Source organism: Cryobacterium tagatosivorans, from assembly GCF_004402215.1.
Lineage (GTDB): Bacteria > Actinomycetota > Actinomycetes > Actinomycetales > Microbacteriaceae > Cryobacterium > Cryobacterium tagatosivorans.
This window is the reverse complement of the sequence record NZ_SOEZ01000038.1, coordinates 82,843-105,097: the sequence shown is the minus strand read 5'-3', so window position 1 is coordinate 105,097 and position 22,255 is coordinate 82,843. Positions and strand designations below refer to the sequence as shown.

General features: G+C 69.0%; 19 protein-coding genes. 14 read left to right on the top strand and 5 right to left on the bottom strand.

Annotation, left to right across the window (positions count from 1 at the left end; genetic code table 11):
• The first annotated feature begins 134 nt into the window (after nucleotides 1–134).
• The gene (locus E3O23_RS07590) at nucleotides 135–686 is read left to right on the top strand and encodes a MerR family transcriptional regulator (RefSeq protein ID WP_134489709.1); all 552 of its coding nucleotides are present in this window, start codon (nucleotides 135–137) and stop codon (nucleotides 684–686) included.
• A 262-nt stretch (nucleotides 687–948) separates the two neighbouring features.
• Here the strand turns inward: E3O23_RS07590 and E3O23_RS07585 are convergent, their stop codons facing one another.
• A complete protein-coding gene (locus E3O23_RS07585; protein WP_134489796.1) occupies nucleotides 949–1,761 on the bottom strand; it encodes a ParA family protein in 813 nt (270 codons plus the stop codon).
• 77 nt (nucleotides 1,762–1,838) lie between these two features.
• On the opposite strand from E3O23_RS07585, the gene E3O23_RS07580 reads away from it, so the two are divergent.
• The 3 genes from E3O23_RS07580 to def are packed head-to-tail and all read left to right on the top strand — an operon-like array spanning nucleotide 1,839 to nucleotide 7,122.
• The gene (locus E3O23_RS07580) at nucleotides 1,839–5,243 is read left to right on the top strand and encodes a pyruvate carboxylase (RefSeq protein WP_134489707.1); all 3,405 of its coding nucleotides are present in this window, start codon (nucleotides 1,839–1,841) and stop codon (nucleotides 5,241–5,243) included.
• 37 nt (nucleotides 5,244–5,280) lie between these two features.
• The gene (locus E3O23_RS07575) at nucleotides 5,281–6,594 is read left to right on the top strand and encodes a MinD/ParA family ATP-binding protein (protein WP_241983373.1); all 1,314 of its coding nucleotides are present in this window, start codon (nucleotides 5,281–5,283) and stop codon (nucleotides 6,592–6,594) included.
• A 36-nt stretch (nucleotides 6,595–6,630) separates the two neighbouring features.
• Complete coding sequence (gene def / locus E3O23_RS07570) at nucleotides 6,631–7,122, top strand: peptide deformylase (RefSeq protein WP_134489705.1); 492 nt, start codon at nucleotides 6,631–6,633, stop codon at nucleotides 7,120–7,122.
• A gap of 177 nt (nucleotides 7,123–7,299) precedes the next feature.
• On the opposite strand, the gene E3O23_RS07565 is transcribed toward def, so the two are convergent.
• Nucleotides 7,300–9,132, bottom strand: coding sequence for an AMP-dependent synthetase/ligase (locus E3O23_RS07565; RefSeq protein WP_134489703.1), 1,833 nt, complete (start codon nucleotides 9,130–9,132; stop codon nucleotides 7,300–7,302).
• A gap of 138 nt (nucleotides 9,133–9,270) precedes the next feature.
• On the opposite strand from E3O23_RS07565, the gene E3O23_RS07560 reads away from it, so the two are divergent.
• The 4 genes from E3O23_RS07560 (at nucleotide 9,271) to E3O23_RS07545 (ending at nucleotide 12,830) form a co-directional block, all read left to right on the top strand.
• Nucleotides 9,271–10,218, top strand: a complete 948-nt coding sequence (locus E3O23_RS07560) for an ROK family glucokinase (RefSeq protein ID WP_134489701.1) — start codon at nucleotides 9,271–9,273, stop codon at nucleotides 10,216–10,218.
• 28 nt (nucleotides 10,219–10,246) lie between these two features.
• Entirely contained in the window at nucleotides 10,247–10,936 is a 690-nt protein-coding gene (locus tag E3O23_RS07555; RefSeq protein ID WP_134489699.1) for a lysophospholipid acyltransferase family protein, read from the top strand.
• A 94-nt stretch (nucleotides 10,937–11,030) separates the two neighbouring features.
• Nucleotides 11,031–12,401, top strand: coding sequence for a class II 3-deoxy-7-phosphoheptulonate synthase (locus E3O23_RS07550; RefSeq protein WP_420897646.1), 1,371 nt, complete (start codon nucleotides 11,031–11,033; stop codon nucleotides 12,399–12,401).
• Nucleotides 12,402–12,488: 87 nt separating this feature from the next.
• On the top strand, nucleotides 12,489–12,830 hold the full coding sequence (locus tag E3O23_RS07545) for an HNH endonuclease signature motif containing protein (protein ID WP_134489696.1): 342 nt from the start codon (nucleotides 12,489–12,491) through the stop codon (nucleotides 12,828–12,830).
• 129 nt (nucleotides 12,831–12,959) lie between these two features.
• On the opposite strand, the gene pknB is transcribed toward E3O23_RS07545, so the two are convergent.
• Nucleotides 12,960–14,876, bottom strand: a complete 1,917-nt coding sequence (gene pknB / locus E3O23_RS07540) for a Stk1 family PASTA domain-containing Ser/Thr kinase (RefSeq protein WP_134489694.1) — start codon at nucleotides 14,874–14,876, stop codon at nucleotides 12,960–12,962.
• Nucleotides 14,877–14,965: 89 nt separating this feature from the next.
• Nucleotides 14,966–16,108 carry a muramidase family protein gene (locus tag E3O23_RS07535; protein WP_134489792.1) on the bottom strand — a complete coding sequence of 381 codons (1,143 nt, stop codon included), beginning with the start codon at nucleotides 16,106–16,108 and terminating at the stop codon, nucleotides 14,966–14,968.
• Between the two features lie 290 nt (nucleotides 16,109–16,398).
• On the opposite strand from E3O23_RS07535, the gene E3O23_RS07530 reads away from it, so the two are divergent.
• Together E3O23_RS07530 and E3O23_RS07525 are read left to right on the top strand one after the other, a co-directional pair.
• The gene (locus E3O23_RS07530; protein ID WP_134489692.1) at nucleotides 16,399–16,740 is read left to right on the top strand and encodes a DNA-binding protein; all 342 of its coding nucleotides are present in this window, start codon (nucleotides 16,399–16,401) and stop codon (nucleotides 16,738–16,740) included.
• 54 nt (nucleotides 16,741–16,794) lie between these two features.
• Nucleotides 16,795–18,183 carry a pyridoxal phosphate-dependent decarboxylase family protein gene (locus tag E3O23_RS07525; protein WP_134489690.1) on the top strand — a complete coding sequence of 463 codons (1,389 nt, stop codon included), beginning with the start codon at nucleotides 16,795–16,797 and terminating at the stop codon, nucleotides 18,181–18,183.
• Nucleotides 18,184–18,210: 27 nt separating this feature from the next.
• Here E3O23_RS07525 and E3O23_RS07520 read toward each other — a convergent pair whose 3' ends face one another.
• Nucleotides 18,211–19,296 (bottom strand): polyprenyl synthetase family protein, encoded by a 1,086-nt coding sequence (locus tag E3O23_RS07520; protein WP_134489688.1) that lies wholly within the window; start codon nucleotides 19,294–19,296, stop codon nucleotides 18,211–18,213.
• 76 nt (nucleotides 19,297–19,372) lie between these two features.
• On the opposite strand from E3O23_RS07520, the gene E3O23_RS07515 reads away from it, so the two are divergent.
• The 4 genes from E3O23_RS07515 to ftsL all read left to right on the top strand — a co-directional run bounded on the left by E3O23_RS07515 (nucleotide 19,373) and on the right by ftsL (nucleotide 22,247).
• Complete coding sequence (locus E3O23_RS07515) at nucleotides 19,373–19,771, top strand: DUF3040 domain-containing protein (protein WP_134489686.1); 399 nt, start codon at nucleotides 19,373–19,375, stop codon at nucleotides 19,769–19,771.
• A gap of 355 nt (nucleotides 19,772–20,126) precedes the next feature.
• The gene (gene mraZ / locus E3O23_RS07510; protein ID WP_134489684.1) at nucleotides 20,127–20,558 is read left to right on the top strand and encodes a division/cell wall cluster transcriptional repressor MraZ; all 432 of its coding nucleotides are present in this window, start codon (nucleotides 20,127–20,129) and stop codon (nucleotides 20,556–20,558) included.
• Nucleotides 20,559–20,661: 103 nt separating this feature from the next.
• A complete protein-coding gene (rsmH, locus tag E3O23_RS07505; RefSeq protein ID WP_134489682.1) occupies nucleotides 20,662–21,615 on the top strand; it encodes a 16S rRNA (cytosine(1402)-N(4))-methyltransferase RsmH in 954 nt (317 codons plus the stop codon).
• Complete coding sequence (gene ftsL / locus E3O23_RS07500; RefSeq protein WP_134489680.1) at nucleotides 21,612–22,247, top strand: cell division protein FtsL; 636 nt, start codon at nucleotides 21,612–21,614, stop codon at nucleotides 22,245–22,247. The genes rsmH and ftsL overlap by 4 nt, the downstream gene beginning before the upstream one ends.
• The last annotated feature ends 8 nt before the right edge of the window (nucleotides 22,248–22,255 follow it).

Below are 22,255 nucleotides of genomic sequence, written 5' to 3'. Positions count from 1 at the left end.
TCGGCTCGCTCACCCGACTCATGCGCCGAACGCGCTTCGACACGCCCGCCCCCTTCAGACGGATGGGCCGTCCGGCTCGATAACGTGGAGACAGCGATCCGAATATCGCAGACAAACCCTCGAGAGGCGATCGAATGAGTGAACTCAATCCCCGTGATGACGCCTCACGCTACGGTCTTGGACTGCTCTTCACCGACGGAATGCCCGAACTCGACGAGAACTCGGGGTATCGCGGAGCGGTCGCCGCTCGCGCCGCCGGCATCAGCTACCGCCAGCTCGATTACTGGGCTCGCACCGAACTGGTGGAACCCACCGTTCGCGGGGCCGCCGGATCCGGTTCGCAGCGGCTCTACGGATTCCGCGACATCCTCGTCCTCAAGCTCGTCAAACGTCTCCTCGACACCGGCATCTCGCTCCAGCAGATCCGCACCGCCGTCAACCAGCTCCGGGAATCCGGCGTGAGCGACCTGGCCCAGACCACCCTGATGAGCGACGGCGCCAGCGTCTACCTCTGCACCTCCAACGACGAGGTCATCGACCTGGTCAGCCGAGGCCAGGGCGTTTTCGGCATCGCCGTCGGCAAGGTGCTCCGCGAGGTGGAGACCAGCCTGGTCGAACTCAACACCCAGGCCGTCGACCCCGCCGACGAACTCGCCCAGCGCCGCACGGCCCGCAAGATCTCCTAGCCACCCGCAGTCGCTCGCCGCCCTCGCCGGCCTCGCCGAACTGTGAGTTTGGCACCTTCGCGGGCACCCGGAAGGTGCCAAACTCACAGTTCGGCGAGGCTGCGGGTGCGGGACACGCCCAAGGCGCGGAGGCCTGACACGCGGCGTAACAGTCCGGGGCCGCCGGAACGGGCGCCGGGGGCTCTGATCCCGGGCTCTGGTTCCGGGCTCGAGTCCCCGGGCGCAAGCTCCTGGGGCTCGTCCCTGGCGCCGGTTCCTGGGGCTAGTTCGCGGGCTGTTCGGCGTACTCGCCGATGCGAGCCGTGCGCAGCACGCGTTCGAGCAGCTGGTCGAAGTAGCCGGCCATCTCCTGGGCGCTCTCGCCCGGCCAGATGTGCAGCGGCTTCGCGGCGCCCTGGGCCTGCTGCAGCGAGGTGCGCTCGGGCAACTGCGGGCTGAGCACGAGCGGGCCGAACATGTCGCGAAGTTCCTTGATCCTGAACTGGTGCTCCATCGACGCCGTGCGGGCACGGTTGACGATGATGCCCAGCGGCTGGAGGCGCGGGCTGAGCCCGCGGCGGATCTCCTCGATGGCGCGCAGGGCGCGGTCGGCGGCGGCCACGGAGAACAGGCCGGGCTCGGTCACCACGGCGACGCGGTCGCTGGCGGCCCAGGCCGTGCGGGTGAGGGCGTTGAGCGACGGGGCGCAGTCGATGAGCACGAGGTCGTACTCCTTCTCGACGGTCGAGAGCGCTTCCTCGAGCTTCCAGATGTCGCGGATGCTGGGGTGCGGGCCATCGAAATTGATGGCCGAGGGGCTGCCGATCATGACGTCGATGGTGCCCTGGCGGCCGCGCGTCCAGCCGCTCGGGGCGATCGCGGCGCGCACGGTCTTCTCCTTGGGAGAGGCCAGCACATCGGCGACATTGAGGTGCCCGGCGACCTGGATATCCATCCCGGTCGACACGTCCGACTGGGGATCGAGATCCACTACGAGGGTGCGCACACCGCGGGCGAAGGCAGCAGAAGCAAGACCAAGGGTCACCGTGGTCTTTCCTACGCCTCCTTTGAGGGAGCTGACGCTGAGTACATGCACAATCAACAACGTTACCTTCACTAGTCTTAGAGAACCTAACCGCCAGCTGTGTGCCGCGCCGCGCTCGAAAGGTCTGAATGTTCTCCAAAATCCTCGTTGCCAACCGTGGAGAGATCGCGATTCGCGCGTTCCGAGCGGCCTATGAACTCGGTGCCAAGACGGTGGCGGTGTTCCCCTATGAGGACCGCAGTTCCCTGCACCGGCTGAAGGCCGATGAGGCGTACCAGATCGGCGAGCCCGGGCACCCGGTGCGCGCGTACCTGGACGTGAGCGAGATCATCCGGGTGGCGAAGGAGTCCGGCGCGGACGCCATCTACCCGGGCTACGGTTTCCTGTCCGAGAACCCGGAACTGGCCGAGGCGGCCGCCGCGGCCGGGATCACGTTCATCGGTCCGGGCAAGAGCGTGCTGGAAATGGCCGGCAACAAGGTCACCGCGAAGGATTACGCGATCGCCGCGGGGGTGCCGGTGCTGCAGTCCACACGTCCGTCGCTGGACGTGGACGAGTTGATCGGCCAGGCGGCCGAGATCGGTTTCCCGTTGTTCGCGAAGGCCGTCGCCGGCGGCGGCGGGCGCGGGATGCGCCGGGTCGATTCGGCCGCGGAGCTGCGCGGTTCCCTTGAGGAGGCAATGCGCGAGGCGAAGAGCGCGTTCGGTGACGCGACCATGTTCCTCGAGCAGGCGGTGCTCCGCCCGCGGCACATCGAGGTGCAGATCCTCGCGGATTCGACCGGGGAGACGGTGCACCTGTTCGAACGGGACTGCTCGGTGCAGCGCCGTCACCAGAAGGTGATCGAGATCGCGCCGGCGCCGAATCTGTCCGACGAGATCCGGCAGCGGCTCTACAAGGATGCCGTCGCGTTCGCCCGGTCGATCGGTTATGTCAACGCGGGCACGGTCGAGTTCCTGCTGGACACGGTGGGGGAGCGGGCCGGGCAGCACGTGTTCATCGAGATGAACCCGCGGATCCAGGTCGAGCACACGGTGACCGAGGAGGTCACCGATGTGGACCTGGTGCAGTCGCAGATGCGGATCGCGGCCGGGCAGACCCTCGCCGAGCTGGGCCTGACCCAGGACAAGATCCAGCTCCGCGGCGTGGCCCTGCAGTGCCGGATCACGACCGAGGACCCCAACGCCGGGTTCCGGCCCGACACGGGCAAGATCACCACCTACCGGTCGCCGGGCGGCGCGGGCATCCGGATGGACGGCGGGACGATCAACCCGGGCGCGCAGATCAGCCCGCACTTCGACTCCATGCTCTCCAAGCTCACCTGCCGCGGCCGCGACTACGCGTCGGCCGTCACCCGGTCCAAGCGGGCGCTGGCGGAGTTCCGCATCCGCGGGGTGTCGACGAACATCCCCTTCCTCCAGGCCGTGCTCGACGACCCGGACTTCGCCGCCGGGGACCTGAGCACCTCGTTCATCGACGAGCGTCCGCACCTGCTCCGCGGTCGTCCGTCGAAGGACCGTGGCACGAAGATCATCAACTGGCTCGCCGACGTCACCGTGAACCAGCCCAACGGCGCCCCGACGACCAACGTGCACCCGGCGGAGAAGCTGCCGGTGCTCGACCTGGCCGTGCCGGCCCCGGCCGGGTCGCGGCAGCGGCTGCTCGAGCTCGGCCCGCAGAAGTTCGCGGCCGCGCTCCGCGCGCAGACGGCCCTGGCGGTGACGGACACGACGTTCCGGGACGCGCACCAGTCGTTGCTGGCGACGCGGGTGCGCACCCGCGACCTCGTTGCGGCGGCGCCGTATGTGGCCCGGTTGACTCCGCAGTTGCTCTCGGTCGAGGCGTGGGGCGGGGCGACCTATGACGTTGCGCTCCGGTTCCTCGGCGAGGACCCGTGGGAGCGCCTCGCGGCGCTGCGGGAGGCGCTGCCGAACATCAACATCCAGATGCTCCTCCGCGGCCGCAACACGGTCGGCTACACGCCCTACCCGACGGAGGTGACCGACGCGTTCGTGCGTGAGGCGTCGGACACCGGCGTGGACATCTTCCGGATCTTCGACGCGTTGAACGACGTGTCGCAGATGCGCCCCGCGATCGACGCGGTCCTGGCCACGGGCACGAGCCTGGCCGAGGTGGCCGTCTGTTACACCGGGGACCTGCTCGACCCGGCGGAGAACCTGTACACGCTGGATTACTACCTGCGCCTGGCCGAGCAGATCGTGGACTCGGGCGCGCATGTCCTGGCGATCAAGGACATGGCCGGGTTGCTCCGGCCGGCGGCGGCGGAGAAGCTCGTGACCGCGTTCCGGGACCGGTTCGACCTGCCGGTGCACGTGCACACCCACGACACCCCCGGCGGCCAGCTGGCCACGCTCCTCGCGGCTGCCCGCGCCGGGGCGGACGCCGTCGACGTGGCCAGCGCCCCGCTGGCCGGCACGACCAGCCAGCCGTCCGCGTCGTCCCTCGTCGCCGCGCTGGCGCACACGGAACGCGACACCGGGCTGTCGTTGCAGAACGTGTGTGACCTGGAGCCGTACTGGGAGGCCGTGCGGCACGTGTACCGGCCGTTCGAGTCGGGCCTGGCGTCGCCGACGGGGCGGGTGTACAAGCACGAGATCCCCGGCGGTCAGCTCTCCAACCTCCGCACCCAGGCGGTCGCGCTGGGCCTGGCGGACCATTTCGAGTTGATCGAGGACATGTACGCCGCGGCGAACACGATCCTCGGCCGGGTGCCCAAGGTGACCCCGTCGTCCAAGGTCGTCGGCGACCTGGCCCTGTACCTCGCCGCGGTCCGCGCGGACCCGGCCGATTTCGCCGAGAACCCGGACAAGTACGACGTGCCCGACTCGGTCGTCGGTTTCATGGCCGGGGAGCTGGGCGATCTGCCCGGCGGCTGGCCGGAGCCGTTCCGCAGCAAGGTCCTCGCCGGGAAGACCATCCGGATCGGGGTCACCGAGATCACCGCGGAGGAACGGGCCGCGCTGGCCGGTGACAGCCGCACCCGCCGGGCGATGCTCAACCAGCTGCTCTTCGCCGCGCCGACCCGGCAGTTCGAACATAGCCGGGAGCAGTACGGCGACCTGTCCGTCATCGACACCGTCGACTACCTCTACGGCCTCAAGCAGGGCCAGGAACACGTCATCGAGCTCGAGAAGGGTGTGCGGCTCTACGCCGGGCTCGAGGCCATCGGCGACGCCGACGACAAGGGCATGCGCACGGTGATGACCATCCTCAACGGCCAGCTCCGGCCCGTGTTCGTGCGGGACCGGAGCATCACGGTCGAGACGAAGGTCGCCGAGAAGGCCGACGCGAACCAGCCCGGCCAGGTCGCCGCCCCGTTCTCCGGCGTGGTCACCCTGCAGGTCGAGGAAGGCGCCCACGTCAAGGCCGGCCAGAGCGTGGCATCCATCGAGGCCATGAAGATGGAAGCGGCGATCACCAGCCCCATCGACGGCTTCGTCGAACGCGTCGCGATCCCCAAGACCCAGCAGGTCGACGCCGGCGACCTGCTCGTCGTCGTGCGCCCACGGTAGGATAGGTCCTCGATCCACCGACGAGGAGACTGGACTGTTGCCAGACACACGCAGGGACGACGAGAGCGTCGGACGGCGACCCACGGCAAAACCGGGCGCCGACCCGGCCGCCCCGCCGACTGACGAGTACCACAGCGAACTGCCGCCGCACACGGTCGAGAACATGGCTTCGGCTCTCCCGGAGAGCCTGAGCATCCCGATCGAGGTGTCGGACGCCCCGCGACGGTCGGTGACCCGAACGCCACCGGCCACGCCGGCCACGCCTGCCGCACGCACCAGCCGGGATGCCGCGGCGACGCCGGCCGCGCCCGCAGCGTCGTCGCCGGCCACGCGCAGCGTCGAGATCAGCGTCCCGGTCACCCGGGGCGAGAGCGCCCCCCAGGGACGCTCGCGCGACGGCGGCGCTCCGGAGTCGGCGAACATGCTGACCTCCGACCGCCTGCTGGCGGTCAACCGCCAGACCCGCCGCCCGCCGCGCGGCGGCTTCAACCGGCTGGTCTACGACGCCACGCTGCACCTCGTGAACCTCGGCGACTCGGCCCGCGTGATCGCGCACGACGAAATGACCGAACGCATCCGCAAGCAGTTCGAGGGCGGCACGCGCTTCGTGCCGATCCTCACCCGCAAGGGCGGCGTCGGCAAGACCACGGTGACCACGCTGCTCGGGATGGCGCTGGCCGATGCCCGGGAAGACCGAATCATCGCCGTCGACGCGAACCCCGACCGCGGAACCCTCTCGGAGCGGGTGAGCAAGCAGACCAGGTCGACGGTCCGCGATGTCGTGACCAAGGCCGCGTCGATCGGCAACTTCACGGATTTCTCGGCGCTCGTGTCCCGGGATGAAACGAGGCTCGACATCCTGGCCTCCGACACCGATCCGCTCCTCTCCGAGGCGTTCGACGAAGACGACTACAACGTCGTTGCCGACCTAGCCGCCCGCTACTACTCGATGGTGCTCACCGACTGCGGCACCGGCATCGTGCACTCGGTCATGCGCGCCACGCTGCGGCGAGCGGACGCGGTCGTGATCGTCTCCGGCGGCAGCGTCGACGAGGCCCGGCTGGCCTCCGAGACCCTCACCTGGCTCGAGGCCAACGGCTACGGCGACCTCGTCCGGAACGCCATCGTCGCGCTGAACACGGCCACGCAGGGCACCAACCTGGTCAAACTCGAGGAGATCGAGTCGCACTTCCGGTCACGGGTGCGGGAAATCGTGCGCATTCCGTACGACCCCCAGCTGGCCGCCGGCAGCGTCGTGTCTTTCAAGGACCTGCGGCCGATCACCCAGCTGGCGGCCCGGACCCTCGCGGCGCTGGTCGTCGAGGGCCTCCCGGCCAACCGCAGCAAGTAACGAAGCAGCCGCCGCCCCGATCATTGGAAGTCCCCTGTGCCCGAGCGCCAGATCCGTCTCCTGGGAGACCCGGTCCTGAAGACCGTCTCCGACCCGATCCTCACCGTCGACGACCGGGTCCGCGGGCTCGTCACCGACCTGCTCGACAGCGTCCGCCTGCCGGGCCGCGCCGGGGTGGCGGCCTCGCAGATCGGGGTGAACCTGCGCGCGTTCAGCTACAACGTCGACGGCGAGGTCGGCTACATCCTCAACCCGTCGATCGTCGAACTGTCCGGTGAGCCGGAGCTGGTCGACGAGGGCTGCCTCTCCGTTCCCGGCCTCTGGTACCCGACGAAGCGGTATCCGTTCGCCCGGGTCGTCGGTACCGATCTCGAGGGAGAGACGGTCGAACTCTCGGGCACCGGCGTCATGGCCCAGGCGCTGCAGCACGAAACCGATCACCTCGACGGACTGCTCTACCTCGACCGGCTGGACAAAGAGAACCGCCGGGCAGCGATGAGGGAAGTCCGCGAGTCCGCCTGGTTCTAAACCGCCCCCGCTGTGCTCGAGCCTGCGGATGCTCGATCACCCCACCGTCGAACCGTGAGTTTGGCACCTTCAGGAGCCCGACGAAGGTGCCAAACTCACGGTTCGGCGATAGGCCGACCCCGGTATTCGAGGCCGGCGAGACCGAGCACGGGGTGACCCCCGCGGATCAGTCCCGGATCAGTCCCGGATCGAGAAGCCCTCGGTGACCGGGGCTCCCTCGTACAGGCCCTCGATCGTGTCCGCGAAGTCCTTGAGGATCAGGTCGCGCTTGATGCTGAGCTTTGGCGTGAGGTAGCCGTTGGCCTCCGTGAGCTCCGTCGGCAGCACGATGAACTTGCGGATCGACTCGGCCCGCGACACGTGCTCGTTGGCGTGATCGACGGCACGCTGCACCTCGGCGAGCACCGCCTTGTTCACGGAGGCCTCGGCCAGGGACATCCCGGCGTCTTCCTTGTTGTTGTTCAGCCACACCGGCAGCATGTCCGGATCGAGGGTGACCAGGGCGGCGATGAAGGGCTTCCGGTCGCCGACCACGACGACCTGGCCGACGAGGGAGTTTGCCCGGATCGGGTCCTCGAGGGCCGCCGGGGCGACGTTCTTGCCGCCGGCCGTGACGATGAGCTCCTTCTTGCGCCCGGTGATGGTGAGGAAGCCCTCCTCGTCGAAGGCGCCGATGTCGCCGGTCTTCAGCCAGCCGTCCTCGAACGTGCCGAGCGTGGCGGCGGGGTTCTTCCAGTACTCCTTGAAGACGTTGACGCCCTTGACCTGGATTTCTCCGTCGTCCATGGCCCGCACGGAGACGCCGGGGAGGGCCGGGCCCACCGTGCCGATCTTGGACTTGGTGGCCAGGTTGACCGTGGCCGGGGCGGTGGTCTCGGTCAGGCCGTAGCCCTCGAGGATGACGATTCCCAGGCTGTGGAAGAAGTGACCGAGGTGCGCGCCGAGCGGGGCGGATCCGGACACCGCGTACTTCACGTTGCCGCCCATGACGGCGCGCAGCTTGCTGTAGACGAGCCGGTCGAAGAGGGCGAACTTGATCTTCGTCACCAGGGGGATGGCCTGGCCGGCCTGGAGCGCCTGCGAATGGGCGACGGCGACCTCGGCGGCCGCGCGGAAGATCTTGCCCTTGCCGCCGGCTTCGGCCTTCTGCTCGGCCGAGTTGTAGACCTTCTCGAACACCCGAGGCACCGCGAGGAGGAAGGTGGGCTTGAAGCTGCCGAGCGCCGGGAGGAGCTGCTTGGTGTCGGGCTGGTGGCCGACGCGCACGCCGGCGTGAACGCAGAGCACCGAGATGAACCGGGCGAACACGTGGGCGGTCGTGATGAACAGGAGGGTGGATGCACCGTTCTCGTCGGTGAGGACCTCCTTGAGGGCGACTGCGGCATTGCGGCAGGTCTCGACGAAGTTGGCGTGCGTCAACACGCAGCCCTTGGGCCTTCCGGTGGAACCCGAGGTGTAGATCAGGGTGGCGATGTCGCTTCCGACGGCGAGTCCGCGTCGACGCTCGATCTCGGCATCCGGGACAGCCGTGCCGCTCGCGGCGAGCTTGTCCAGGTCGCCGAGGCCGATCTGCCACACGGTCGTGATGAACGGCAGTTCCGGGTGCACCTCGTCGAAGCGCGCGAAGTGGTCCGCCGTTTCGAGGATGAGCGCCTTCGCGTCCGAGTCGCCGAGGATCCACTGGATCTGCGAGGGGGAGCTGGTCTCGTAGACCGGGACGAGCACGGCGCCGGCGAACCAGGCGGCGAAGTCGACGAGCGTCCACTCGTACCGGGTCTTGCACATCAGGCCGATCTTGTCGCCGGGCTCGATGCCCGCCGCGACGAACCCCTTGGCCAGGGCGATCACCTGGGCGTGGAACTCGGCGGTGGTGACCGGAAGCCACTCGCCGTTCACCGGCAGGGAGAACAGAACCATATTGGGCGTCGCCTTCAGGCGATCGACGAGCAGGTCCGTCACATTGGCTGCCGGGTCGGCAGGAACAATGGCGGGAACATCAAACTGTCGCACGGCGACTCCTTTGGGCCGGATGGGCGGGTGTTTCGCCCGGCGGGATGCTGATTTACTACACTCTATTGGGTACTGCGGTGTCCGCTCCGGATGCGGCGGATCAGGTTTCCACAACGCTCGCCGACGAAAGGTGCCCTCGTGCATGCCATTGGGATCGACATCGGCGGCACAAAGATCGCCGGGGCGCTGGTCGACGAAGCCGGGAACATCATCCGTTCCGACCGGACGCCGACGTCCGCGGGCGATCCGGCCGAAATCGAGGACGCCGTCGTGGCGATGATCCGGAACCTCTCCGAGGGGGAGGACGTCATCGCGGCGGGGGTCGCCGCCGCCGGTTTCATCGACGCGGCCCAGTCGACCGTGTATTACGCGCCGAACATCAACTGGCGTAATGAGCCCCTGCGGAAGAAGCTCGAGGCCCGGCTCGACCTGCCGATCATCATCGAGAACGACGCGAACGCGGCCGGCTGGGCCGAGTTCTGCTTCGGCGCCGGCCGCAACTACAGCGACATGGTCACCCTGACCATCGGCACGGGCGTCGGCGGCGCCATCGTCTCCCGCAACCGCCTCTTCGTCGGCGGATTCGGCGTGGGCGCGGAGCTCGGCCACCTGCGGCTCATCCCGAACGGCCTGCCCTGCGGCTGCGGCGCCCACGGCTGCATCGAGCAGTACGGCTCCGGCCGTGCCCTGCTGCGCATTTCCAACGAATTCGCGGATGCCGGCGGCATCGGCCTCGGCCTCGCCGCCGCACGCGCTCGCACCGGGACGCTGACCGGCGTCGACGTGAGCGCGCTGATCCAGGCCGGCGACGGCGGCGCGCTGGCGGCCCTGCGCCAGCTCGGCGGCGCGCTCGGCCAGGCCTGTGCGAGCCTGGCCGCTGTGCTGGACCCGCAGGTGTTCGTCTTCGGCGGGGGAGTGGCCGTCGCGGGCGAGCTCCTGCTCGAACCGATTCGCGCGGCCTACCTCGACAACCTGCCCGCTCGCGGCTACCACCCCGAGGCCGACTTCACCACCGCCCAGCTCGTCAACGACGCGGGTGTAGTCGGCGCGGCCGACCTCGCGCGCAAGCACGTCATCGAGCAGTAGGCTTTCCAACTCAGGAAGGAATCGAACAATGTTCTATTGGATCATGAAGAACATTGTGGTCGGTCCGATCCTGCTTGCGCTGTTCCGGCCGTGGATCGTCGGGCTGAACAACATCCCGAAAGAGGGCGGTGTCATCCTCGCCAGCAACCACCTCTCCTTCATCGACTCGGTCTTCCTGCCCCTGGTCGTGCCGCGGCGGGTCGTCTTCCTGGCCAAGAGCGAGTACTTCACCGGCAAGGGGCTGAGGGGCTGGGCCACGCGCCAGTTCTTTAAGGCCACCGGCCAGCTCCCGATCGACCGCTCGGGCGGCAAGGCATCCGAGGACTCCCTGAACACCGGGCTCCGCGTGCTGCGCTCTGGCGGCGTCCTGGGCATCTACCCGGAGGGCACCCGCAGCCCCGACGCGAAGATGTACCGCGGTCGCACCGGCGTGGCCCGCATGGTGCTGGAGGCCGGCGTCCCCGTCATCCCGGTCGCCATGATCGACACCGAGAAGGCCATGCCGACCGGCACCCGGATCCCCAAGGTGCGCCGCATCGGAATCATCATCGGCGAGCCGCTCGATTTCAGTCGTTTCGAGGGCATGGAGGGTGACCGGTTCGTCCTGCGCTCAATCACCGACGAACTCATGTACGAACTGCGCACGCTCAGCGACCAGGAGTACGTGGACGTCTACGCGACCAGCGTGAAAGAGAAGCGGGCAAACCTTTCGCGGTAAGCTTCGATAATCGGTTTCAGCGCTGATCCGACCTTCCCTCATGCCCCCGGCCCGCGAATTCACGCGCGCCACCAAGAGAAACTGGAATCGTCCCGTGGTAGACCCCACCGAACCCGTCGTCGTCGCAGATAAAGCAGTGATCGCGGGCCTGGACTATTGGCGCACGCTTCCGATCAAGCAGCAGCCGACCTGGCCCGATGCCGAGGCCGTGGCCGCGGCATCTGCTGAACTGGCGACCCAGCCGCCGCTCGTCTTCGCCGGCGAGGTCGACATCCTGCGCGACCGGCTGGCCCAGGCCGCCCGCGGCGAGGCGTTCCTGCTGCAGGGCGGCGACTGCGCCGAGACCTTCAGCGGTGCCACCGCCGAGCAGATCCGAAACCGGGTCAAGACCGTGCTGCAGATGGCCGTCGTGCTCACCTATGGCGCCTCCATGCCCGTCGTGAAGATGGGGCGGATGGCCGGGCAGTTCGCCAAGCCCCGCTCGAGCGACTTCGAAACCCGCGGCGACGTGACGCTGCCGGCCTACCGCGGCGACATCGTCAACGGCTACGACTTCACCCCGGAGTCCCGCGAGGCCGACCCGGCGCGCCTGGTGAAGGGGTACCACACGGCCGCCTCGACCCTGAACCTCATCCGTGCGTTCACCCAGGGTGGATTCGCCGACCTCCGCCAGGTGCACAGCTGGAACCAGGGCTTCGCGGCGAACCCGGCGAACCAGCGTTACGAGAAGCTGGCCAAGGAGATCGACCGGGCGATCAAGTTCATGATCGCCTGCGGCGCCGACTTCGAGGCGCTGCGGCGAACGGAGTTCTACACCAGCCACGAGGGCCTGCTGATGGACTACGAGCGGCCGATGACGCGCATCGACTCGCGGACCGGAACGCCGTACAACACCTCGGCGCACTTCGTCTGGATCGGGGAGCGCACCCGCGACCTCGACAGCGCCCACGTCGACTTCCTCTCCCGCGTGCGCAACCCGATCGGCGTCAAGCTCGGCCCGACGACCTCGATCGACGACATGATGCGCCTGATCGACGTCCTCGACCCCAATCGCGAGCCGGGCCGCCTGACCTTCATCACCCGGATGGGCGCCGGCAAGATCCGGGATGCCCTGCCGCCGCTGCTCGAGGCGGTCAAGGCCAGCGACGCGAACCCGCTCTGGGTCACCGACCCGATGCACGGCAACGGCGTGACCACGCCGACCGGCTACAAGACGCGCCGTTTCGACGACGTCGTCGACGAAGTCAAGGGCTTCTTCGAGGCTCACCGCGCGGTCGGAACGCACCCGGGAGGCATCCACGTGGAGCTGACCGGTGACGACGTCACTGAGTGCATGGGCGGCTCGGAGCACATCGACGAGGCTGCCCTCGCCACCCGCTACGAGTCGCTCTGCGACCCGCGCCTGAACCACATGCAGTCCCTGGAACTCGCGTTCCTCGTGGCGGAGGAGCTCGCGGTCCGCTAGCGCCGGTTTCGGTGCCGAGAGTCGCCGTTTCCGCCGAGAGTCGCCGTTGCAACGGGGATTCTCGGCGGAAACGGCGACTCTCGCTGGGTGAGGGGGCGCGACGAGGTGCAGGTGCGCGACGGCACCTGCCGGCACCCGGGCTGCAGCCGGGCGGCCAGCCGCTCCGACATCGACCACGGCCTCGACTGGGCGTTCGGCGGGCGGACCGACCACAATAACCTCGCCCACCTCTGCCCAGCCGGCCACGCCCTCAAACACGAGGCCGGCTGGAAGGTCAGCCAGGCCACCGACGGAACGGGAACCCTGACCTGGACCACCCCGACCGGGCACACCTACGTGACAGAGCCGGAGACCCCCATCGGCACTGCGATCAGCGCCGAACTCCGGTCGACGGCCACGCGAGCCAACGAGGCACGTTCAGAGGAGTAATCCTTCCAGCGGGTGCTCTTCCATGCCACCCTTTCGGCACCGCCGAACCGTGAGTTGGGCACCTTCCCGCCCGCCGCGAAGGTGCCGAACTCACAGTTCGGCGGAAGGCGCGGTAGAACGGGAGGGCCGCTAGAACTTCGGGGTGAGCTCGATCGTGGCGCCCTTGGGGATTGTCTGACCGGCGGCCGGGTCCGTGGCGTCGATCGTCAGCACGGCCGCAATCGCATCCGCACCGGGGTTGTACTTGAGCTTGAAGCCAAGGTCGGTGAGGATTTTCTTTCCCTCTTCCCACGGCTTGCCGACGACGTTTGGTACTTCGACCGGCTCCGGGCCGCGCGACGTGGTCAGAACGAGCACGTCACCCACCCGGACGGGTCCGCTCTTGGCGGCGGAAAGCTTGATCACCGCGTCCTTGGCGATCGTGTCGCTGTAGCGCTGCTCGCCGGTTTCGGCGCCCAGCCCCTTTTCCTTGAGGATGGCGGTGGCATCGGGAACTGACTTGCCCGTGACATCCGGGATGGGCCCCAGGGACACGACGAGGTTCACGGCGAGCCCTTCGAAGTAGGCGCCGCCCTTGGAGACGTCACCCCCGTCGCTCTCGCGGGTGGCCGAGACGACGGTGCCCTCCTCGAGCGAGCTGTTGAAGACCTCGTCCGTGCTGCCGACCGTCGCGCCCAGGTCGGTGATCGCCGTCTCGGCCGCGTCCTGGCCCAGCCCGGTGAGCGTCGGCAGGGTGATGGGCTGGCGACCCTTCGAGACGAGGACCGTCACGGCGGTGCCCTTGGCAACGCGCGTTCCGGCGTCGGGTTTGGTGCTCGAGACGAGCCCCGCGGCGATCTCGTTGTTGTACTCTTCACCGGGCTTCGACGTGAGGTCAAGTTCGGCCAGCGCCGCGGCCGCCTTCTCCGGCGTCATAGACGCGAGTCTCGGGACGGCGATCTGTGAGCCGGGACCGGATCCGAAGTACCAGCCGGTTCCCCCGGCGAGGGCGGCGAGCAGCACCACGAGCGTGAACAGCCAGTACCCGCGTCGCTTGCGCTTCTCGCCCTTCGTGGCCAGCAGCGTGCTGCTGCTCGGCAGTGCCGCCGCCGGCTTGGCCAGCGGCTGCGCGCCGAGGATCTGGGTGTCCGCCGTGGCCGAGGCGTCGCCGAAGCCACCCGGGAACATCATGGTGGGCGCCATGCCGGTGTCAGCGGACGCCGGACGGACCAGCTTCTCCACGTCGAGCAGCTGGTCGAGCATGACGCGCGCGTCCCTCGGCCGCTGCTCAGGATCGCGGGCCGTCGCCCAGAGCACGAGTTCGTCGAGTTCGCGGGGGATGGAGGGCACCTTGACGCTCGGCATCGGCACGGTGTCGTTCGCGTGCTGGTACGCGATCTGCATCGGCGCTTCGCCCACGTAGGGCTGTTCGCCGGTGAGCATCTCGTAGGTCATGATGCCGAGCGCGTAGATGTCGCTGCGGGCGTCGGCGATCCCACGGGTGACGAGTTCGGGGGAGAGGTAGGCGATCGTGCCGAGCAGGGCCTGCCCGGTCGCCGTGTTGTTGTTCGCGGCGCGGGCGAGTCCGAAGTCGCCGATCTTGATCCGGCCATCGTCGGCGAGGAGCACGTTCTCCGGCTTGAGGTCGCGGTGCACGATCCCGGCCTTGTGCGCGGCGGCGAGGCCGCCGAGCACCGCCTCCAGGATGTCCATCGTCTGTTCCGGCGTGAGCCGCCCGTAGTCCTTGATCAGGTCGCGCAGGGTGATGCCCGGGAGGTACTCCATGACCAGGTAGGCCATGTCGGCATCCTGCCCCTGGTCGTACACGTTGACGACGTTGGGGTGTGCGAGCCGGGCCGCGGAACGCGCCTCCTGCACGAAACGCGCCTTGAAGCTGTTGTCGTCGGCGAGGTGGCCGTGCATGATCTTGATGGCCACGCGCCGTTCCAGGCGGAGGTCGGTCGCGAGGTAGACCGTCGCCATGCCGCCGCGCGCGATTCGCGAGCGCACCTGATACCGGCCATCGATCAGACGGCCGATCATCGGATCGGTTGGGCTTTCACTCACCCGTCAAGTCTAGGGAACGCTGCCGTCGGAACCCCGATAAAACACCGTGAGCCGGGTGTTTGGGGGGCAAGCGAGCCCGCGAAGACGGGTCAGTCGAGCTCGGCGACCCAGACGCGCGCGGAGGCTTCCCATTTGGCGTAGTGGTTCGGGTAGGCCGAGATCTGGACGGCCTGGGCGGCCTGGGTGACCGTCAGCGACTCCCAGCCGCGGATGTCGAGCAGCCCGCGGGTCACGCCGCGGTTGGGGTTGTCCGCGCCGCCGAAGAAGGCGCGGCTGGCGCGCACCGGATCGAGCACCTGGTCGGCCGATCCCCAGCCGGCGCTGGGCCGCTGCTGGAACAGGCCGAGCGAGTCGCGGTCGCCGTACTGCACGTTGCGCAGTCCGGACTCCTGGGCCGCGGCGGCCAGCGCGACCACGAGGCCGCGGTCGCTGACTCCGGCCCTGCGGCCGACGGCGACGATGATCTGGGCGTTCCCGCGCATCTCGGCGGTCAGGCGGGTGATGGTGGGGATCTTCAGCACCTGGCCGGGGTAGATGATGCTGGACCAGCCGAGTCCGTTGGCGTCGAGGATGGCCTGCACCGGCAGCCCGGCGGTGGCGGCGACCGTCGTGATCGTGTCGCCGCGGGCGATCGTGTAGCTGGACGGTGCGGGACCGGGTGCGGCCGCGGGAGCGGCGGCCTTGACGGGCGCCGGCGCCGGGGCGGCGGCTGGAGCGGGGGCGGATGCACCGGTCGAGGTCGCCGCGGGGGCGGCGTTGGGCAGCACGATCGCCTGTCCGGGGAAGATGATGCTGGCCCGGCCCAGGCCGTTCGCGCTGAGGACCGCGGCGGTCGTCAGGCCGTGCGCGGCCGCGATGCCACTGATCGTGTCGCCGCTCTTCACCTTGTAGCGCGTGATCTCCGCCGCGACCGGCTTCCTGGCGGGGACGGCGGCCGGGGGAGCCGCATGAACGGTCAGGGTGAGCTTCTGGCCGGGGAAGATCATCGACGACCAGCCAAGGCCGTTCAGCGCGAGCACGGATGCCGTGGACAGTCCGAACCGCCCGCCGATGCCGCTGATGGTGTCACCCTCGACCACGACGTACTGGGTCGGCACGGCCCTGGCCGGAGCGCGGGACACGGCGGCGCTCGGAGTCGGCGCCGGGACGACGGCGGGGAGGGTGCTCTTAACCTTGACAGGCTTCTTCACGATCGTCGCGGCATCCGCCGGCGACGCGAGGTTCAGGGTCATCGCGATGGTGCTGATGATCACGATCGGGATGCTCGCGAAGAGGCCGCGGGAACGGCAGGCCTCCAGGAAGGTGGGCCGGCGGGGCGTGTCGCCCGGCTCGGCATCCCTTGCGGGGATACTGTCCGACTCAGCCGACATGGCACTCCCGTTCCTGTGTTGCGTATGCCCCCAACGCTGGCATAGATAGGTATCAGAGTCAATCACCGTGACGGGTGTGGCTTGAGTGAACTCGTGGGAATTCGTTGGCGCGGATGTTTGTCGCTCCCGGTGTTTCATGGCAGTCTGGATCCGTGACCGACTCGATTTCAGAGCAGCAGTGGCTGACCATTCCCGACCTCGTCAACCTGCTCGGCCAGAGCCAGAGCCGCGTGCGGCAGCTGATTGACGACAAGCAGCTTCTAGCGGTGCGCCGCGACGGGACGATCCAGGTTCCCGCGCTGTTCATCAGGGACGGCGCGCCCCTCGCCGAACTCCGCGGCACGCTGATCGTGCTCTCCGACGACGGCTTCACCGACGAGCAGGCCATGGAATGGCTGCTCGACGTGGACGACAGCCTCGGCGTCGAACCGATTGTCGCGCTGCGGGCCGGCCGCAAGGCCGAGGTGCGCCGGGTCGCCCAGGCACTCGCCTAGACCGCTCGACGCCCGGCCTTCCCCCGCGGGGCGGGGCGGCAGTACACTTCCGGCATGTCGGCTCAGGCGGACGCCTACGGTGAGGCGCTGGAGAGAGCACACGCGCACGCCCTGGAGTGGCTCGCCTCGGTGCCCGAGCGCCCGGTCGGCCCCCTGGTCGACGCCGACGAGCTGGTGTCCCGGCTGTCGGCGACCCTGCAGGACCAGCCCCTGGACCCGGCCGACGTCATCGACGAACTCGCGGCAGTCGCCGAACCGGGGCTGATGGCCATGCCGTCCGGCCGCTTCTTCGGCTGGGTGATCGGCGGGACCCTGCCGGCGGCGATGGCCGCCGACTGGCTGGTCAGCGCGTGGGACCAGAACGCCGCGATGCGGTTCGCGACGCCGGCGACCGCTGCCCTCGAGGAAACCGCCGCCGCCTGGATCATCGAGATCCTGGGCCTGCCGCAGGACGCGGACGTCGGCTTCACCACGGGAGCCACCATGTCGAACTTCGTCGGGCTCGCGTCCGGCCGCCAGCACCTCCTGCGCCGGGCCGGGTGGGACCTCGACGCCCAGGGGCTGTTCGGGGCGCCGCGCATCACGGTCTACGTCGGCCGCGAGCGGCACGAGGTCATCGACCTCGCGCTCCGCTACCTCGGTCTCGGCGCGCCCGTCGAAATCGCCGTCGATGAGCAGGGCCGGCTCCGAGCGGATGCGCTGGCCGAGGCGATGGACCGCTCCTCCGGCCCGGCCATCGTCTGCCTGCAGGCCGGCAACGTGCACTCCGGATCCTTCGACCCGATCGGGGAGGCGACCGCCATCGCCCACCGGCACGACGCCTGGGTGCACGTCGACGGCGCTTTCGGGCTCTGGGCCGCGGCCAGCCCCCTCTATCACGAGCACCTCGCCGGCCTGCCGACCGCGGACTCCTGGGCGACGGACGCGCACAAGACCCTCAATGTCCCCTACGACTGCGGCGTGGCCATCGTCTCCCGGCCGGCCGTCCTGCGGTCGGTCTTCGGTGTCCGCACCGCCTACCTGGTCGCGGACGAGCACGGCCCGGGGGATCCGTTCGAGCGGGTCCCTGAGCTCTCCCGCCGCGCCCGCGGGGTCCCGGTCTGGGCGGCGCTGCGCTCGCTCGGCCGCTCGGGCACGGTGGCGCTGGTGGAGCGGCTCGCGCAGCGGGCCCGAGCGCTTGCGGAGGGGATGGCCCGGATACCGGGCGCCGAGGTGCTCAACGACGTCGTCTTCACCCAGGTCTGCGTGAGCTTCGGCGACGACGAGCGGACCCGCCGCGTGACGGAGCGTTTGATCGCGGACGGCACCACCTGGATGTCCGGATCCCGCTGGCGCGACCGGAACGTGCTGCGGATCTCGGTGAGCAACTGGTCGACGGATGCCGCCGATGTCGAGCTGTGCCTCGCCGCGGTCGAGCGCGCGGCGCGCACCGTCCCGCTGTAGACGTCCCGCTGCGGATCGATTCCGCCGCTAGAACGCGCGGCGCGTGACCTGCTCGGTGAGGGACCGCAACTGCTCCCGGGCGTCCTCGCCGATCGGCGAGCCCTCGAGCGCCCGCAGGGCCTCCGCCACGTTGGCCTCGATCATTGCCTCGACCCGGTCGACCGCCCCGCTGTCCCGGATGACGCCCTGCAGGACGACGATCCGCGACTCATCGAGGGTGGGGTCGCCGAGCTGGTCGTCCAGGGTGCGGCGCGGCCCGTCAGCGATGCCCTGGCGCGCGAGCGCGACCAGAACCGTGCGCTTGCCCTCGCGCAGGTCGTCGCCGCTGGGCTTGCCGGTGACCGCGGCGTCGCCGAAGACGCCCAGCAGGTCGTCCCGCAACTGGAACGCGATGCCGAGCGGCAGGCCGAACGCGCGAAGCGCGTCGAGCTGGGCCGGGCTCGCCCCCGCGAGCGCCGCCCCGATCACGAGCGGCGCCTGCACGCTGTACTTCGCGGACTTGAAGACGATCACCCGCAGTGCCCGGTCCAGGAGTTCGTCCTCCGGCTGGGTCAGCCAGGCGCGCTCCTCCAGGATGTCGAGATACTGGCCGGCCGTGACCTCGGTGCGCATCCGGTTGAACTCGGTCCGGGCGAGGCGGGCGGCCTCCCCGTCGGGGGCGGCGGCGAGCCCCTCGTCCAGGAGTTCGTCGCTCCAGCCGAGCAGCAGGTCGCCGAGCAGGATCCCGGCGGCTCGACCGAAGTCGCTCGCGCTGCCGGCCCAGGAACTCTCGGCGTGCATGCCCTCGAACAGCTTGTGTGCGGATGCCGCGCCCCGGCGGGTGTCCGAATTGTCGATGATGTCGTCGTGGACCAGCGCCGCGGCATGGAAGATCTCGAGCGCGGCGGCCGCGGAAACGATGGGGGAGCTGTCGGCCGCCGCCGTTCCTGCGCTCTGCCATCCCGAGTAGCAGAACAGCGCCCTGAATCGCTTGCCACCGCTGAGAAACTGCCGTGAGAAGTCCACCAGGGGAGTGAGGTCGGGGCTTATCGCGGCCACAATTGGAACACGCGTATTGAGAAATTCGTCGATGCGGACATGAACCTGTTCGACAAGACGAGTGCTATCAGCCACGTGCCTAGCCTAGCCATCCCGGCGGGACTAGAATTAGGGTCTAACCCGCTCGATCCCGAAATTGGAGGGGAATGAGATGCCGCTTTCTGAGCAAGAGCAGCGACTCCTCGAGGAGATGGAGCGCAGCCTTTATCACAACGACGTTGACTTCGTGTCGACGGTCGGTGTGACGCGGCTTCGACCCAATTATCGGTCTGTCGTTCTCGGTGTCCTCCTCGCCGTCGCGGGCATTGCCGCCCTCATCGCGGGCGTCGCCCTGCAGCAGCTGTGGCTCGGGGTGCTCGGATTCATCATCATGTTCGCCGGAGTCCTGATCGCCATCACGCCCGGGGGCAACGTCAGGGGTGGTTCCGGCGGCGGCTCCCGCGGCGCAACCGCCGGCCGCCCGGGTCCCGGCCAGCGCACCGGGGCCAACAAGGGATTCATGGACCGCCTGAACGACCGCTGGGACCGCCGCCAGGACGGGCAGCGCTGATTCGGCCGATTCAGCCGAATCACCTGAGTTGAACCGGCGCGAGCCGGCGTAGGCTCCGTCAGCCGCACCCTCCGCCCTCCACCACCGCCCTCCACGGGCCCTCCATTCGGCCTCCATTCGCCTGACAGCGACCTTCGCACCGCCCATCTTCGGGGCCGATCTTCGGATCGGCCCCTTTTTTGCGCCCGAAAGCAGGTCAGGCGTGAATTTTCCCTCCACCGCCTGGTGCCCCGTGGACTGGGGGGCTTTTGGGGACAATTGCTCCAAAAAACGTGCCAATTTGCTGTTCAGTGGTGGATAGTGGAGTAAAGTGGAGCCATACTCGGAACACGGCCGGTCGAGAAAGGGGGGATGCATGTTTCTCGGAACCTATGCCCCCAAGCTCGACGACAAAGGACGCATCATCCTGCCGGCGAAGTTCCGGGACGAGCTCTCCACCGGCATCGTCATGACGCGCGGCCAGGAGAACTGCCTCTACGTGTTCAGCTCGCGCGAATTCGAGGAGCTGCACGAGAAGATCCGCCAGGCGCCCATCACGAGCAAGCAGGGCCGCGACTTCCTGCGCGTCTTCCTCTCCGGCGCCAGCGCCGAGACGCCGGACAAGCAGAACCGGGTGACCATCCCCGCAAACCTCCGCGCCTACGCGGGCCTCGACCGCGAGCTCACCGTCATCGGCGCCGGCAGCCGAGTCGAGATTTGGGACAGCGAAGCCTGGGAGACCTACCTCGCCGAACAAGAGACCTCATTCGCCAACACAACGGAGGAGGTGATTCCGGGACTCTTCTAGTCCCTGGCGCCTGACTCCCAGCCGTTCATGCCTGACACACTTCCCCGGTGGCAGGAAAGAATGGATGGGGATCAGGAACCAGGAACCGGACCCGGCAAGAACTATGGCCATCAACGACATCCACACCCCAGTCCTGCTCGAGCGCTGCATCGAGCTGCTCGCACCCGCCCTGCAGAAGCCCGGCGCCGTGCTCGTCGACGCCACCCTCGGCATGGGCGGCCACGCCGAAGCGCTGCTGCAGCGTTTCCCCGGGCTGGTCCTCGTCGGGCTCGACCGCGACCTCGAGGCCCTCGCGATCGCCGAAGAGCGGCTGAAGCCGTTCCACGGGCGAGTTCACCTGGTGCACACCGTCTACGACGGCATCCGTGACGCGCTCGAAGGCCTCGGAATCGACGAGGTGGACGGGGTCCTGTTCGACCTCGGCGTCTCCTCGCTCCAGATCGACCGGGTCGAGCGCGGCTTCTCCTACTCGAAGGATGCGCCGCTCGACATGCGCATGGACAGCACCTCCGACCTCACCGCCGAGCGCATCATCGCCGAGTACAGCGAGGCGGAGCTGCGACGCATCTTCCAGGAGTACGGCGAAGAAAAACTCGCCGCCCGGTACGCGAAGGCCATCGTCGAGGCCCGCGAGAAGACCCCGTTCGTGCGCTCGGGTCAGCTGGTCGACGTGATCACCGCGGTGACCCCGGTGGCCGTCCAGCGGATGGGGCACCCCGCCAAGCGGGTCTTCCAGGCACTCCGCATCGAGGTCAACCAGGAACTGGCCGTCCTCGAACGCGCCATCCCGGCCGCGCTCGAAGCGATCACCGTCGGCGGACGCATCGTCGTCATGGCCTACCAGTCGCTCGAGGACCGGATCGTGAAGAAGGTGTTCGCCAAGGCGTCCAGCTCGAGCGCCCCGGCCGGGCTGCCGGTCGAACTCCCCGAACACAAGCCGGTCTTCGCACTTTTGATCCGCGGCTCCGAACAAGCCTCTGACGAAGAAAAGGCGCTGAACCCGCGCGCAACATCCGTGCGGCTCCGCGCCGCCGAACGACTGAGGAGGGTCGAATGAGCGACAATCTCGCACGCGTGCTCGAGCCGAGCGGCCAGGGGATCTGGGCCCAGGCCCTCCCGGCGGCACGCCGCCACATCGAGGCCGTTGCCCCGCGCGCAGAGCGCCGGACCCGCCCCCGGATCGTCTACGCCCTGACCGCGGGCGCCGGCATGGCCGTCATCGTGATCGCCCAGCTGCTGCTCAGCGTCGGAATCTCCCAGGGCGCCTACGAGATCTCCACCCTCCAGTCCAGCCAGGTCGAACTCGGACGCACCACGGAAAGCCTCAGCGAGGACCTCGTCAAGGTGTCATCGCCACAGAACCTGGCCGCCAACGCGGCGGCGCTCGGCATGGTCAGCAACTCCACCCCCGCCTACCTCCGCCTGTCCGACGGCGCCGTGCTCGGCGCCCCGGTCTCGGCCGCCGGCACACCGGCCAACGCCGGCAGCGGCGCGGCCGGACTCGTGCCGAACGCGCTCCTCTCCGGCATCCCGCTGGTCACGGACCTTGTTCCGGCCGGAGCGCAGGGCACCGGAATCGGCACCACCAGCGCCACGGGGCACGGACGCTCCGCCGCAGCGCGAGCCGCTCACGCCCCGGCCGCCCCGGCGGCTCCGGCCAGCGGGCTTCCTTCCCCTTCAACGCGCTAACGCGGCCC